The sequence below is a fragment of the Zunongwangia sp. L-65 genome (assembly GCF_056859415.1).
Genome location: NZ_JBSXOK010000049.1, coordinates 82,690 through 98,343, shown reverse-complemented (window position 1 = coordinate 98,343; position 15,654 = coordinate 82,690). Strand labels below are relative to the sequence as shown.

The 15,654-nt window shown below is 37.1% G+C and carries 14 protein-coding genes; 9 read left to right on the top strand and 5 right to left on the bottom strand.

Annotation, left to right across the window (positions count from 1 at the left end; all coding sequences use genetic code 11):
* Positions 1-38: 38 nt before the first annotated feature.
* Entirely contained in the window at positions 39-1,748 is a 1,710-nt protein-coding gene (gene gldJ / locus AC13DP_RS06675; protein ID WP_013073317.1) for a gliding motility lipoprotein GldJ, read from the bottom strand.
* Positions 1,749-2,107: 359 nt separating this feature from the next.
* On the opposite strand from gldJ, the gene porV reads away from it, so the two are divergent.
* The 8 genes from porV to AC13DP_RS06635 all read left to right on the top strand — a co-directional run bounded on the left by porV (position 2,108) and on the right by AC13DP_RS06635 (position 10,326).
* Complete coding sequence (porV, locus tag AC13DP_RS06670; RefSeq protein ID WP_347407014.1) at positions 2,108-3,262, top strand: type IX secretion system outer membrane channel protein PorV; 1,155 nt, start codon at positions 2,108-2,110, stop codon at positions 3,260-3,262.
* A 95-nt stretch (positions 3,263-3,357) separates the two neighbouring features.
* Positions 3,358-3,840: a cytidine deaminase gene (gene cdd, locus AC13DP_RS06665; RefSeq protein ID WP_013073315.1), complete on the top strand. Its 483-nt coding sequence runs from the start codon at positions 3,358-3,360 to the stop codon at positions 3,838-3,840.
* 107 nt (positions 3,841-3,947) lie between these two features.
* The gene (gene pdhA / locus AC13DP_RS06660; protein WP_013073314.1) at positions 3,948-4,946 is read left to right on the top strand and encodes a pyruvate dehydrogenase (acetyl-transferring) E1 component subunit alpha; all 999 of its coding nucleotides are present in this window, start codon (positions 3,948-3,950) and stop codon (positions 4,944-4,946) included.
* Between the two features lie 5 nt (positions 4,947-4,951).
* Positions 4,952-6,571, top strand: coding sequence for a pyruvate dehydrogenase complex dihydrolipoamide acetyltransferase (locus tag AC13DP_RS06655; protein WP_347407013.1), 1,620 nt, complete (start codon positions 4,952-4,954; stop codon positions 6,569-6,571).
* A 68-nt stretch (positions 6,572-6,639) separates the two neighbouring features.
* Positions 6,640-7,590, top strand: a complete 951-nt coding sequence (locus AC13DP_RS06650) for a M28 family metallopeptidase (RefSeq protein WP_347407012.1) — start codon at positions 6,640-6,642, stop codon at positions 7,588-7,590.
* A gap of 2 nt (positions 7,591-7,592) precedes the next feature.
* Positions 7,593-8,276, top strand: a complete 684-nt coding sequence (locus AC13DP_RS06645; RefSeq protein ID WP_272958177.1) for an SDR family NAD(P)-dependent oxidoreductase — start codon at positions 7,593-7,595, stop codon at positions 8,274-8,276.
* A gap of 9 nt (positions 8,277-8,285) precedes the next feature.
* Positions 8,286-8,885 carry a SprT-like domain-containing protein gene (locus AC13DP_RS06640; RefSeq protein WP_347407011.1) on the top strand — a complete coding sequence of 200 codons (600 nt, stop codon included), beginning with the start codon at positions 8,286-8,288 and terminating at the stop codon, positions 8,883-8,885.
* 22 nt (positions 8,886-8,907) lie between these two features.
* A complete protein-coding gene (locus AC13DP_RS06635; RefSeq protein ID WP_228252348.1) occupies positions 8,908-10,326 on the top strand; it encodes a DUF389 domain-containing protein in 1,419 nt (472 codons plus the stop codon).
* Here AC13DP_RS06635 and AC13DP_RS06630 read toward each other — a convergent pair.
* Entirely contained in the window at positions 10,323-11,087 is a 765-nt protein-coding gene (locus tag AC13DP_RS06630; protein WP_228252349.1) for an ABC transporter ATP-binding protein, read from the bottom strand. The genes AC13DP_RS06635 and AC13DP_RS06630 overlap by 4 nt on opposite strands.
* Before the next feature lie 2 nt (positions 11,088-11,089).
* Entirely contained in the window at positions 11,090-11,827 is a 738-nt protein-coding gene (locus AC13DP_RS06625; RefSeq protein WP_041579103.1) for an MlaE family ABC transporter permease, read from the bottom strand.
* Positions 11,828-11,942: 115 nt separating this feature from the next.
* On the opposite strand from AC13DP_RS06625, the gene pafA reads away from it, so the two are divergent.
* Positions 11,943-13,583 carry an alkaline phosphatase PafA gene (gene pafA, locus AC13DP_RS06620; protein ID WP_041579101.1) on the top strand — a complete coding sequence of 547 codons (1,641 nt, stop codon included), beginning with the start codon at positions 11,943-11,945 and terminating at the stop codon, positions 13,581-13,583.
* A 95-nt stretch (positions 13,584-13,678) separates the two neighbouring features.
* Here pafA and AC13DP_RS06615 read toward each other — a convergent pair whose 3' ends face one another.
* Both AC13DP_RS06615 and AC13DP_RS06610 read right to left on the bottom strand, forming a co-directional pair.
* Complete coding sequence (locus AC13DP_RS06615; protein WP_347407010.1) at positions 13,679-14,533, bottom strand: glycosyltransferase family 2 protein; 855 nt, start codon at positions 14,531-14,533, stop codon at positions 13,679-13,681.
* 39 nt (positions 14,534-14,572) lie between these two features.
* Complete coding sequence (locus AC13DP_RS06610) at positions 14,573-15,634, bottom strand: serine hydrolase domain-containing protein (RefSeq protein ID WP_347407009.1); 1,062 nt, start codon at positions 15,632-15,634, stop codon at positions 14,573-14,575.
* Positions 15,635-15,654 lie beyond the last annotated feature (20 nt).

Below are 15,654 nucleotides of genomic sequence, written 5' to 3'. Positions count from 1 at the left end.
TTTTTTGTGAATATTTCTTTAAAACTTAAAAGTCTTACTTAGTTGCTTCTAGCTCTTTTTACATTGTCCATTGATTTTGCTCCTACTTTAGACATGGCATTTCTAAATCCTATGTAATCTGTAGCCATATCCTGAGGTAGGAACCTTCTTTGAGCAGGATCTAGCCAATAAGCTCTATCTTTCCAAGAGCCTCCTTTATACACCCTAACATCGTCACTAATTAAAGTGGTTCTTTCTTTATCGTCGTATTTAGGTTTTGCCTGAGTGGTATCTCCTATCGCGAGACGATCGAAATCTGGAGAGTTGTACATTCTTTTAGAATTGTCTGTGTCCTGAAAAGGCTGATAATATCTACTTGAACTTTTGTCTCCATCTCTAAAGTTCCTATTGTCACTTTTTGAGAAATTGGTTCTCATGTAAGTTTCGTCTTCTGTGATAGGTTTTTGTAAAATCTCTCCTGGCAAATTTCTAGCAACAACTCTTCCCGTACTTAAGGTGTCATATTTAATGTTATCTACTCCAACAACCTGAACGGTACCATCTTCGTTAATTGCATTTTCAGTATATACATTTCCGCGGTAGTAGTTAAAGTCGTTAAATTCATCGTCCACTATTGGTCGGTACACATCAGCAACCCATTCTGCTACATTGCCAGCCATATCATACAATCCAAAATCATTCGCTTCGTAGCTCATTACCGGGGCTGTAATATCTGCGCCATCGTCACTCCATCCTGCAATTCCGCCGTAATCACCGGCACCCTGCTTGAAATTGGCAAGTTGATCGCCTTGTTTTCTAAGGTCTCCGCTACGGGTGTATCTTCCGTCCCATGGATATTTTTTTCGGCCGCGATAGATATTATAATCGCGAATTCCTACAAGGCCTAATGCGGCATATTCCCATTCCGCTTCGGTAGGAAGACGGTATTCAGGATATAAGATTCCATCTTTACGTTGTACATATTGTTTTTTGCCTGATGAGGTTGTCACCGTATTGCCTTGAGGGTCAGTTTGAGTGGTCGTATTATTTTGTGCTAATTTTTGAGATGTTTTACCACTTTGTGTCATTTCGGTATTCCCACCGTATACCCGGCTTGGAGCATTGATGTAAGTTTCAGTGCTAAAAGTTGCTCCGGCATCAGTTTTATATAATGTCTCTTCAGAGATATAACCGGCATCTACCAGTTGCTTTTCGTTAACACGGTCTGTTCTCCACTTACTAAATTCCGCTGCCTGAACCCAACTAACACCAACAACAGGATACTCTCCATAAGCAGGATGTCTTAAATAGTTGTTTACCATGGTTTCGTTATAGCCAAGTCGGTTTCTCCATACTAAAGTGTCTGGTAAAGCCCCGTAGTAAATGTTTCTGTAGTTTTGTTCTGATGGAGGGAAAACCCTTTTTAGCCAGTCTAAATATTCAAGATACATACGATTGGTTACTTCAGTTTCATCCATATAAAAAGACTGGATGTGTTGTTGGGTAGGGGTGTTGTTCCAGTCGTGCATTACATCATCCTGAACCTGGCCCATAGTAAATGTACCTCCTTCAATAAATACCAGTCCTGGTGCTGGTTCCTGTTCTTTGTAGTCTGTATCGTATTGAAACCCACCGTCTTTCGAATTAATACTCCATCCGGTAGCTCTTGAGCTGTTTTTGTAATTTTTGGAATTGTTACATCCTACTAGACCAACGCCAAGGGCGATGGTAAAAATTGCTCTAAAAGCAGTTTTCTTTCTCATTCTCATGTTCTCTTTAGGTAGAATTTAGGCTCTGCAATATAATAATTAACGGTAAAAGTACAAGTTTATTTTGTTCTAACCGCCTTCATATTAATATATAAGAGGCTGCTATAGCTATACTCCTTTACTTTTTTAAAAAGTTAGGCAAATATGCACAAATTAATGGCGTTAGCTGCAAAATTAGTATTTTTTTAATGTCATTTAATGAAATAAATCTTTGCTGTTTTTTGTGAATTTTGGTATTCAGGTGATCCTGAAATTTCTTCTGCTCAACGAATGATAAGGTGCTTTAAGCGAATTTTAAAACGCAGCTACTTAGCTTCTAATAATATTAATATATATTTGTTTATCATTTAGTTTAAGAGATGAAAAAAATTTCAACGATTTTATTATTAGGCTCCATTCTTACTTCCGGTTGGTTACAGGCTCAGGATATTAGGGATAGAGTGATAACTACTGCCGTTCCTTTTCTTCTTGTAGCTGCAGATGCCAGGGCGGCAGGGATGGGAGATCAGGGTGTCGCTACTTCTCCAGATGTCTTTTCACAGCAATGGAATCCTGCAAAATTTGCTTTTGCAACTTCAGAACATGGTATAGGAATATCATATACACCTTATTTAAGTGATATCGTGAGTGATATTTTTTTAGGAGATCTTAGCTATTATTATAAAATAGATGATCGTAGTGCATTTGCCGGGAGCCTACGTTATTTTAGTCTGGGGACTATTGAAATCCGTCAGAATATCGAGCAAATACCGTTATTAGTAAATCCAAATGAATTAACTTTTGATGTTTCCTATTCATTAAAGTTAAGTGAAACTTTTTCTATGGCCGTAGCAGGTAGATATTTAAGGTCTGATCTTGGAGTAAGTGATAGCCAGGATTTAGGTGCTGCCGGAAGTTTTGGGGTAGATGTGGCGGCCTTTTATCAAAGTGATGAAATTGTTTATAATAATTTTGATGGGGTTTGGCGATTTGGAGTCAATATAAGTAATATTGGTCCTAAAATGAGTTATGATGATGCGGGGCAGGAAAATTTTATACCCACGAATTTAAGACTTGGTGGAGGTTTTGATTTTATTCTGAATCCCGATAGCAGATTAGGGGTGTATCTAGAGTTTAATAAACTTTTAGTGCCAACACCACAGGATTTTAATGGTGATGGGGTTATAGATCAGGAAGATGATGACGTTTATAATACCACGACTGCGATAGGAGGAATTTTTGAATCTTTTACCGATGCTCCAGGTGGATTGAGTGAAGAGCTTAAAGAAGTGACCTGGGCATTGGGAACCGAATATAGCTTTAGGGATGCAATTAAATTAAGGGCAGGTTACTTTAACGAAAGTAATGAGAAGGGCTATCGTAAATTTGTATCTGTAGGTGGAGGCTTTAAATATGAGAATTTTGTAATCATCGATATTTCTTATTTGTTCTCAACTTCACAATTTCCCAGCCCTTTAGATAAAACTTTACGTTTTGGGCTCACTTTTAATTTTGGGGATTCATATCTAAACTAATTTACGGATAAAATAATAGAGAAAATCTAGTAAAAGCACCAGTAAGATGATATTGGTGCTTTTTTTGTTTAATTTGTTCCCCCGAAATTAGTGTTATGGAAAAAATAAAGTTTTCAGCAGAATTAGATGTTTTTGAAGACCAATCGCAACTACCGCAGGAAATTCAGAAGGTAATGAAACAGGCTATCCAAGCCAGGGATCATGCCTATGCACCTTATTCCTCTTTTAAAGTTGGCGCAGCTCTTTTGATGGATAACAATGAAGTTGTTATTGGTAGTAATCAGGAAAATGCTTCTTATCCTTCAGGATTATGTGCAGAACGTACAGCTATTTATTATGCTGGGGCAAAATATCCACAAATGTTGATAAAAGCGATAGCGATTTCTGCAAAATCCTTGCATAAAGAAATTACTTCTCCAATACCTCCTTGCGGAGCTTGTCGTCAGGCTATTTCAGAATATGAAGTAAATCAGGAGAAAGGGATTCCTATTTATTTTATGGGAGAAAAAGGGAAGGTATACCGGGCGAAATCGATAAAGGAGTTATTGCCTTTTATATTCGATAAATTTAATCTTTAGTTTATTAGATTTTTGCAGTAAAACAGTTTTACATTCTTATTATAAATAGTATTTTTGTTATTCGCTTGGCGTAATCTATCTGTAAAGCCATAAAAATTTTTAATTAAATGAAGAAAATAACAAAAGCCACATATTTAAAGTGGTATGAGGATATGCTGTTTTGGCGTAAGTTTGAAGATAAACTTGCGCAAGTTTATATTCAGCAAAAAGTAAGAGGTTTTTTACATTTGTATAATGGGCAAGAGGCTATCCTGGCAGGTGCTTTACATGCGATGGATACTGAAAAAGATCGTATGATTACCGCTTATCGTAATCACGTTCAGCCAATAGGATTGGGAGTAGATCCCAAGAGAGTAATGGCAGAGCTTTACGGTAAGGGTACTGGGACTTCTCAAGGTCTTGGAGGATCGATGCACATTTTCTCTAAAGAACATCGTTTTTATGGTGGTCATGGTATTGTTGGGGGACAAATTCCTTTAGGAGCCGGACTTGCCTTTGCAGATAAATATTTTAAAAGAGATGCGGTTACCTTAACTTTTATGGGTGATGGAGCTACGCGTCAGGGGTCATTACACGAAACCTTAACGATGGCCGTAAATTGGAATCTCCCCGTAGTTTTCTGTGTTGAAAATAATGGTTATGCCATGGGAACTTCTGTAGCCAGAACTGCTAAAAGTACAGATATCTGGAAATTAGGTAATGGTTACGAAATGCCATGTGCACCTGTAGATGCTATGGATCCAGAGAAAGTTGCTGAAGCTTTAGATGAAGCAATAACCCGTGCCCGAAAAGGGGAAGGTCCTACTTTCTTAGAGTTAAAAACCTATCGCTATAGAGGACACTCTATGAGTGATGCTCAACATTACAGAACTAAAGACGAAGTTGCAGAATATCAAAAGATAGATCCAATCACCAAAGTGAGAAGCATCATTATCGATAATAAATATGCAACCGAGGATGATATTAAAAAAATCGACAAGCGCGTTAAGGATAAAGTTAAAGAATGTGAGCAATTCGCAGAAGAATCGGCTTTCCCAGAAAAGAACGTAATGTACGATGTGGTTTACGAACAGGAAGATTACCCATTCTTACCACATAAACTATAATAATTATGGCAGAAGTAATTAATATGCCGCGATTAAGCGACACCATGGAAGAAGGTGTTGTGGCAAAATGGTTAAAACAAAAAGGCGACAAAGTTGCTGAAGGAGATATCCTTGCGGAGATCGAAACCGATAAGGCAACGATGGAATTTGAATCCTTCTATGAAGGAACACTATTGCATATAGGGATTGAAGAAGGAGAAACTGCTCCGGTAGATACGCTTTTAGCGATTATTGGTGAAGAAGGTGAAGATATCTCTGGATTGTTAAATGGTGAAGGTGGTTCTACTGAAGAAGCTAAAGAAGAATCAGCAGCCGAAGAAGAAACTGAAGATGATGACAGTACATCTGAAGCTGGTGAAATCCCAGAAGGTGTAGAGATCGTTAAAATGCCGCGCCTTAGTGACACGATGGAAGAAGGAACTGTTGCTTCCTGGTTGAAAAAAGAAGGCGATAAAGTATCTGAAGGGGATATTCTTGCGGAAATCGAGACCGATAAAGCAACAATGGAATTCGAATCTTTCTACGAAGGTACTTTGCTTAAAATTGGCATTCCTGAGGGAGAAACTGCTCCCGTAGATAGTCTTTTGGCAATTATTGGCCCTGAGGGGACTGATGTGTCTAATGTGACTGGTGATTCTACTGGCAAAAAAGCTGCACCTAAAAAAGAAGAAAAGTCTGAAGCTAAAGAAGAGAAAAAGGAAGAAACGACTACAACTTCTTCAGATTCGTCGTCGGAAGGTGGTAGAATATTTGCTTCTCCATTAGCTAAGAAAATGGCCGAGGATAAAGGGATTGATCTTTCTAAAGTAGAAGGTTCCGGAGAAAATGGAAGAATCGTTAAAAAAGATATCGAATCTTACAAACCTTCTGAGGCTCCTGCTCCAAAAGAAACTAAGAAAGAAGCAGAAACATCAGTAGCTGCTCCTTATGTGCCTGCTGGTGAAGAAAGTTTTGAAGAAATTAAGAATTCTCAAATGAGAAAGACGATTGCAAAACGTCTTGGAGAATCTAAATTTAGTGCTCCTCATTACTATCTTACTATAGAGGTAGATATGGAAAATGCAATGGCATCCAGAAAGCAAATTAACGAGATGCCAGATGTGAAAGTTTCATTTAACGATATGGTGATTAAAGCAAGTGCAATGGCACTTCGTAAGCACCCACAGGTAAATAGCCAATGGACTGGAGATGCTATGAAAATAGCCAAACATATTCATATGGGTGTTGCCGTAGCCGTAGAAGATGGTCTTGTTGTTCCTGTTCTTAAATTCGCAGATCAAATGTCGATGACGCAGATTGGCGGAAATGTAAAAGATCTTGCCGGTAAAGCGCGTAACAAGAAGCTTCAGCCAAAAGAAATGGAAGGAAGTACCTTTACGGTTTCTAACTTAGGAATGTTTGGTATTACTGAGTTTACAAGTATTATCAATCAGCCTAACTCAGCAATTCTTTCGGTAGGAACAATTGTAGAGAAACCTGTAGTGAAAAACGGAGAGATCGTTGTTGGTCATACCATGAAGCTTACCTTGGCTTGTGATCATAGAACGGTAGATGGTGCCACAGGTGCTGCTTTCTTAAAGGATCTTAAAACTTATATTGAGAATCCAGTTACTATGCTTGCTTAACAAGCTGGTGATTTTAGAATATTATAGAATCCCGCGTTTACTCGCGGGATTTTTTTATTTTAGCTTTTATGAGAAAACCACTTAAAAATTTAGGAATTCTGGCCTTAGGTTTAGCCGGATTACTTTCTTGTAATGCACAGGAAAGCGCAGCGATACATATTTCTGCAGACGAAATGAAAACGAATCTGGAATACCTGGCTTCTGATGATTTAATGGGACGTAAAACCGGTACGGAAGGTATTGATAAAGCGGCCGATTTTATCACTACAATTTTCGAGGAAAATGGGGTGAAACCTTATTATGATACCTATCGTGATTCTTTTAAGATTGGTGATGTAGACGCCTTTAATATTGTTGGATATCTGGAAGGCAATGATCCTGAACTTAAAGACGAATTTGTTGTTATTGGGGCTCATTATGATCATATTGGTGTTGGTAAAGAGGTTGATGGAGACACCATTGCAAACGGAGCGAATGACAATGCAGCTGGAACAACCGCCGTTGTAGAACTGGCTAAGTATTTTGCCGATATTAAAGATAATAAGCGTAGTATTTTATTTATCCTTTTTAGCGGAGAAGAAATGGGCTTAAAAGGATCTTACCATAGCGCAAAAAGACTTAAAGAAGAAGGTATCGATATTTACACCATGATCAATTTGGAAATGATAGGGGTGCCAATGACCGATAAAGATTATCTTGCTTATGTAACAGGCTTTGAAGAAACAAATCTAGCCGAGAAATTTAATGAGTATACAGGAAAAAACACTTTAGGCTTCTTTGAAGGAGCCAAACAAATGAACTTATTTAAAAGAAGTGATAACTATCCGTTTTATGCAGAATTTAATGTTCCGGCGCAAACTATTTGTACATTCGATTTCACAAATTATCCATACTACCATCATGTAAAAGATGAAGTTTCAGAAATGAATCCCGAACACATGGCGAATGTAGTGAAAGCAATTATTCCCGGAATTCACCAAATCCTGAATACTCCAGAGAAAGAGATAAAAATGAATTAGAAATGAAGAATGTTGTTATTACCGGCACAAGTCGGGGAATTGGTTTTGAATTGGTAAAGCTTTTTGCTGAAGAGGATTTTAACGTATTGGCACTTTCCAGAAATAAAGAGCCCGTAGCTAAGCTAAAATTGGACAATGTAAATAGCTTTTCTTTTGATTTGGGAAATGAGTCTGATTTAAAAAAAGCTTCAGATTTTGTGCAAAAAGAATGGGGCGGTAAAGTGGATATTCTTATCCATAATGCCGGGGCATTTTTAAATAAACCCTTTCAGAAAACCACTTTAGAGGAGTTTAGAGCAATTTATGAGATCAATGTCTTTGGGTTGATAGGTTTGACTCAGCAATTACTTCCTTTTATGACTGCTAAATCTCATATTGTGAGTATAAGTAGTATGGGGGGCGTTCAGGGAAGTTTAAAATTTGCCGGTTTATCAGCGTATTCTTCAAGTAAAGCAGCCATTATTACATTAACTGAATTGCTTGCTGAAGAATATAAAGAAAATGGGCCTGTTTTTAATGTTTTGGCCTTAGGAGCTGTCCAAACCGAAATGTTAGCCGCTGCATTCCCGGGATTGGAGGCGCCGCTTTCTGCGCGAGAAATGGCTACATACATTAAAGATTTTAGTATTACAGGAAGTAAATTCTATAACGGTAAATTACTTCAGGTTTCTAATAGCACCCCGTAAGACTTTAAAATGAATCAGGTGTTATCCAGATATTTGCCAAGCCATGCAGTAGAGCCCGCTTTTATGCTCATTAAAGATAATAATGTGCACCTTAAAGTAGTAGACGAAAGACGTACAAGACATGGGGATTATCGTAGAATGCCAGATGGGACACAGCAAATTACCGTTAATGCAAACCTTAATAAATATCGATTCTTGATCACCCTGGTGCACGAAATCGCTCATTTGCTGGCTTTTGAAAAATATGGTAGAAGGATAAAGCCTCATGGGCAAGAATGGAAGCTGACTTTTCGGAATTTAATGTTGCCATTTATTCGGCCAGAAATTTTTCCGCCCAAATTATTGCCAATTATAGCCAGCCATTTTAGAAATCCTACCGCAAGCAGTGATACCGACGCGAGACTTTCTATAGCTTTAAAAAGTTTCGACCAGCCTAACGATAAAAATTATATTTTTGAAGTGCCCTCAGGGGCTTTATTTCGAATTTATAACGGAAAAATTTTTAAAAAAGGACCAAAAAGAATTAAGCGATACGAATGTCTTGAAGTTAGCACCGGGAAGATTTATTTATTTCAACCTAATGCTGAAGTAGAACTTCTTAAAGCTTGATATTTTATATTTTTCTGAAGCTATGGAAAAAGAAAATGACAATTTAGAAAAAAATGAAGAGTACCGCGTGCAGGCCAAAGGATTTTTGCAGAGTACGAAGATTTTTATAAATGACCTTTTGGATATTAGAACCGATAGTGATCGGGAATCTACGTTAGAAGCTGTAAGAAAGGATATCTCTTTTAAAGGTCATAATGCATGGATTCTTATTTTTTCAATTTTTGTGGCTTCTATTGGTCTAAATGTGAGTAGTACCGCTGTGGTAATTGGAGCCATGCTTATTTCTCCACTAATGGGGCCGATTGTAGGTGTGGGAATGTCTGTAGCTATTAATGATGTAGATACGCTTAGAAAATCCATTAAGAACCTGGGTATAATGGTAGTTTTAAGCGTGCTCACCGCTTTTATATATTTTAAAATTTCTCCGGTTACTGAAATTACACCCGAGTTAGAGGCACGGACATATCCAACAATACTGGACGTATTAGTAGCTATTTTTGGTGGTCTGGCCCTTATCGTAGGAAAGTCGAAAAAAGGAACTATTGCCAGTGTAATTATGGGAGTTGCAATCGCTACGGCCTTAATGCCTCCACTTTGTACCGTTGGTTTTGGTTTGGCCAATTCACAATGGCAAAATGCAGGTGGTGCATTTTATTTGTTTTCGATTAATGCAGTTTTTATAGCGTTGTCTACTTTTGCAGTGACTAAATTACTGGGATTTCCCCTGGTGCGCTATGCGAACAGTAAAAGCAGGAGAAGAACTGCTCAGGTAGCATCTGCGGTGGCAGTCATTGTAATGATTCCAAGTATTATCCTTTTTATTAACCTGCTTAATAAAACTCTTTTTGAGACTAAAGCCAAAGATTTTGTATCTAACGATGTTCGATATCTGGGTGCTGAAGTTTTAAAGCAGGAAGCCGATTTTGATGAGAAAACCATTAATATTTATTTGATAGGAAAACGTGTGCCTGAAGCAACGATTGCCACCTGGCGCTCAAAGCTTATCGAAATTGAAGCCTTAAAAGAATCAAAATTGATTGTGCATCAAAGTGCTGAAGATGGCGGGAATTTAGACGAACTCTCTACACAGGTACGAAGTGGTATCCTGGAAGATCTTTATCTTAAAAATCGAGAGGTTATAGAGGATAAAGATTCGCGAATCAAACTTTTAGAAGATCGGATTAATAGTTATAGAACTTCTCTTTTTGATTTTAACGGACTTAGTAAAGAAGCTCAGGCAAATTATGAAGAGATCGAAAATCTTGGGTATTCAAATCAAATTATTACGGATTTTAAAAGTACTGATACCATCCCTACATTCTCGATAACCTGGAAAAACAATGTGTCTTCGCGAGAAAAAGAAGCCAACAGGCAGAAGTTTGAAAAATGGTTAAACGTACGTTTGCAATTAGATACGCTAACCGTACAGTCACTTAATTAATAACCTTTTAATTGTGCCTTTCTTACTTTCTTAAAAAGATCTGATGAATATACAAAATCCGTCACCGTTTTATCTTCGGTTTTAAAGATTTCGTCTTTTGTGCCTGTCCAGGCTAAAAGGCCATCTTTTAGAAAAGCTATTTTTTCACCAATTTCTAAGACCGAGTTCATATCGTGGGTAATAATAATCGTCGTGATATCAAATTCGTGAGTGATTTTCTGTATTAGATTGTCGATTACTGTTGCGGTAGTGGGATCTAATCCAGAATTAGGTTCATCACAAAAAAGATATTTGGGGCGGTTAACAATAGCACGTGCAATAGAAACCCGTTTTTGCATTCCTCCACTGATTTCTGAGGGCATTTTATCATCGGCGCCAACCAGATTCACTCGTTCCAAAACGTTATCCACCCGTTCTTCCATTTCTGCTTTCTTCATTTTAGTGAACATTTTTAAAGGAAACATCACGTTTTCCTTTACCGTCATCGAATCGAATAACGCACCTCCCTGAAAAACCATTCCTATTTCTTTTCTAAGTTCCCGTCGTTCTTCATCGGTAAACTCACTATAAGGCTTTCCGTCATATTCTATAGTTCCTTCCTCTGGCGTGAAAATCCCAAGCATATTTTTCAGGAAAACACTTTTTCCAGATCCGGATTGGCCAATAATAAGGTTTGTTTTTCCGCGGTCAAAAACAAAGTTTAGCCCTTTTAAAACTTCTTCACCGTTAAATGCCTTACGTAAATTTTTTACCTCTATCATAATTAACTAAGTAATAATTGAGTAGTAGCGTAATTCGTAATAATTAAAACCACGCTAGTCCATACAAAAGCAGTGGTACTGGCCTGGCCAACCTCTAAGGCTCCACCTTTCATGTAATATCCATGATAAGCAGGTACTGTAGCCAGAATAAAAGCAAATAAAAAGGTTTTTATAAATGCGTAAATAAGATGAAAAGTCACAAAATCATCCTGAAGACCGCTTACAAAATCATCAGGTTTTACAAATCCACCTAATACGGCAGCTACATAAGCCCCTAAAATGCCTAAAAACATAGAGATTGCAATTACAAACGGATAAGTAAGCATCGCTATAATTTTAGGGAAAATAAGATAGTTTTTAGAGTTGATACCCATTACTTCAAGTGCATCGATTTGTTCAGTAACCCTCATAGAACCAATACTGGATGTTATAAATGAGCCCACTTTTCCCGCCATAATTATGGAAATAAAGGTAGGGGAAAACTCCAATATTACCGATTGTCTGGCTGCAAATGCCACCAGACTCTTGGGAATAAGAGGATTGTTAAGGTTTAGTGCGGTTTGTATAGCTACAACAGCCCCGATAAAAAAGGACAAAAAGCATACAATCCCTAATGACCCGATAATAAGCTCATCTATTTCCTTAAAAATAAGATCCTTTAAAACCGATCGCTTGGTCATCCTGCCAAAGACGCCTTTTAGCATCAAAAAATATTCACCGATGGAGTGGAGATAGGTCATTCAACAATTTTTGTAAAGCTAAAATACTAAATTTTACTTCGAAAGTATTTAACGTAGAATTAAACTTTAACGTGCTAAGTTTATTACTTTTGAGGTATTCTTCAAATAATTTACTATGAAACGGATATTTTCAGCGGCGTTTATGCTGCTATTTGCTTTTTCATCCAAAGCACAAACCCCTCAAAATAATGCAAATAAGCCCAAACTTGTGGTGGGAATTGTAGTCGATCAAATGCGCTACGATTACCTGAATAAATTTTGGGACAAGTATGAAGAAGGTGGTTTTAAAAGAATCATTAATAACGGATTCAATTTTAAGAATAACCATTACAATTATGCGCCAACTTATACCGGTCCCGGACATACCTCGGTTTGGACAGGTACCAGTCCCATGAATCATGGGATTATAGGTAATGACTGGTTTGATAAGTTTACCGGGGAGATGGTATATTGTGCACAGGACGATGATGTAGCATCATTAGGTACTAAAACTAATGCAGGTAAAATGTCGCCACATCGCATGCAAGCCACAACTTTAAGTGATCAAAATAGGTTACATACCCAATTTAGAGGAAAAACCATTGGTGTTTCCATTAAAGATCGTGGCGCTATATTACCGGCTGGACATACGGCAAATGCTGCCTACTGGTTTTCTGGTGGTGGTGATGGAAAGTTTATTAGCAGTACTTATTATATGGACGAGTTACCAAAATGGGTGCAAAAATTCAATTCATCCGGTAAAGCAGCTTCTTATTTAAAGGAATGGAATACGCTGCTGGATATTGAAACCTATGTAGAAAGCGGTATAGATGAAAACACTTTTGAAGGTGGTTTTCGCGGAAAAGAAAAAGCTACTTTCCCTTACGATCTTAAAAAACTGAGTAAAGAAAATGGAAATTATAGTATTATCCCACAAACACCTTATGGTGATGATATTACTTTAGATTTTGCCCTTGCCGCTATCGAAGCTGAAGAATTAGGGCAAGATGAAGATACCGATATTCTAGCTCTTAGTTTCTCCAGTACCGATAAAGTTGGACATAACTTTGGTGTGAATTCTAAAGAAGTAGAGGATACATATTTGAGGTTAGATAAGAATATATCAGATCTTTTAACTTATTTAGATAAAAATGTAGGTGAAGGTAAGTATACAATTTTCTTAACGGCAGATCATGCTGGTGGTCACGTTGGTGGTTACTTGAATTCTGTTAAGATTCCAACAGGAAATTTAGACTATGGAAAATTAAAAAAGGATTTTACAGATTTTGCTACGAAGCAGTTTGGAGAAGGACTCATAAAAAATGTTTCGAACGATCAAATTTTTCTTGATTATGATTATATGGCTACTAAGGATTTAAACCCTGCGGATGTAGAAACCAAGATCGAACATTTTTTAATTCAGCAACCCGGAGTGTATAAGGTATATACACGTACAGAACTGCAGTCTAACAATTTTTCTAACGGAATAGGCTATTTGGTACAAAACGGATTTAACCAGAAGCGAAGCGGAGATATTATGATTGTAGAGCATCCTGGTAGTGGTTACGGTCGAGGTTCCACTCATGGTAGTGTTTTTAACTATGATACCCATACCCCCTTATTATTTTTTGGAGCACGAGTACCACATGGGGAAACTTACGAGCGTTCAGAAATAGTAGATGTTGCTCCTACAATGGCCGCATTACTAGGGATAGAATATCCTAATGCAACCAGTGGTAACCCGTTAGCAATAATGCTGGATAAAGATTCGGAATAATTAATGAACAATCGGAGTCTAAAGGAACCTTTAATCTTGATTAACTAGTGAAAAAGCCCCTGAAATTCATTAATTTCAGGGGCTTTTTTAATGTATTATTTAAAAACTTTAGCTTTCATTTTTTTCCATCGTAAAGCTCTAATAAATTTTGCTTCTTCTTTGGAAACCAATAAAGTTTCATTAGTTTTTTTGGCCTGGAAATAGCCTTTTAAATAGGCCGGGAATAAACTAAGATCATTTTTTAAGGTTGCTAATTTGGCTGAAGCAATTGTTGTAATTAAAAGCCCATATCCTAAACGATAAAAAGCTTTTCCCTGTTTGTAGCGGGAAGCTTTGGTGTTGTAGTTTGCTCCTGTAGGTTTTAGATGTTTTACGTGTAATTTTTCGGTAGTTTCAATTGTCCATCCATGAAACTGAGCCAAAAGTTCATCTACAGTATCCCAACCCATTGCAGCTTTTAATCCGCCAATCTCTTTAAAGCAACCTTTTCTATAAGCTTTTAAAGCACCTCTAATATGATCTTTGTCGGTTAGGTTTTCGATGATCCATTCTCCGTTTTTTTTAATCGTGCAATGTCCTGCAGCCATGCCGATTTTTGGGTCTTTTTTGAAGATTTCGACGATGGTTTTAAGGTAGTTTTCAGGGAAGATCAGGTCGGCATCAAACTTACAGATCAAATCATAATTTTCGTCCAGCTCGGCTAAACCGGTATTAAAAGCATTAATCACCTTACTTCCCGGTTGGTGTGCTTCAGACGAAGTTGTATTTTTTAGATGAATAAAAGGATGATCTTCGATAAATTTCTGGACAATGTTTGGGGTACTATCAGTACTTTGGTCGTTTACCACTACAATTTTTGAAGGCAAAAAACTTTGTTTTACCAACGACTGAAGGGTTAAACTAATAAAATCTGCCTCGTTATGTGCTGGGATGACGATATAAATTCTCAAAAAATCTTTTTATATGTAAACTTACAATTTTCTATACATTTAATTTGGTTTTAAAACAGCTTCATAATTGGTATTAATTAAATCCCGTATTAAATCTGAGTTATGCTGATTCACTAAAATAACCATTCCCCATTCAAATTTTTTATCATAAGTTAGGATGGAAGAGCATGCAAATGTATCGCCGGTTTTATAGAAAAATAAGTCCTCATTATCTCGTGCCATTTCCTGGCCTAAACCTATTTCCCTTCTCGTATTTTTATAGAAAGTTCGTTCGGTAAGTTTCGTTGCCGCAGCAATTTGATTCTTACCGCTTATTAAAACTTTTATAAATTTCACCATATCTTTGGTGTTTGATTTTAGAAGTCCTGCCGGCGCCGTTAAATGGTTCCAGATAAAATAATCTTGTTTTTTCTCTTCTATATCATAGCCTGTTACTCTATTTTCTACGTGATACAGTTTGGTAAGCGTGTTTTTTAGTTTGGCCGGCTTTACTATTTTTTCTTGTAGAATTTGGTCAAAATCTTTGTTATAAACTTTTTCTAAGATCAGCCCCAATATAGTGTAACTGATATTGGAATAACGGTAATTTCCATAATCTATTAGTGAGGTGCTATCATTTAAGATGTCATGTAGTATTCTATCTGTAATCGCTAATGGCTGTTTTGGATTACTTTTCATAAGTTTTTGAAAATCAAAATCCGGTAAGCCCGACTGATGGGAACCGAGATCTGAAATTTTAATGGTCTCTAGTATATTTTTAGGCAGCTTATATTTAGAGGGAAAATAGTTGCCTATGGGGTCATCAATAGCTAACCTTCCTTCTAATTGAGCCTGTGCGATTAGATTGGCAGTTAATAGTTTTGTGATCGAGCCAATTTCGTAAATTGTAGTTTCATTTACTTTTTTAGAGCTAGTTTTACTAAGCGTCCCATAATTAAAAAAATATTCTTTGCCATGATCTATAAATCCAATGCTTATAGCAACTTCTGGATTTTTACTATGGATGATCTGGCTAATAGAATCGATTTTTTTTGCCCGGGATTGGCCAACGCAAAGCTGACTGAAAAGTAAAAAAATATAGAGAGGCTTGATAATTTTCATTTTATGAATTTTGTGAGGGA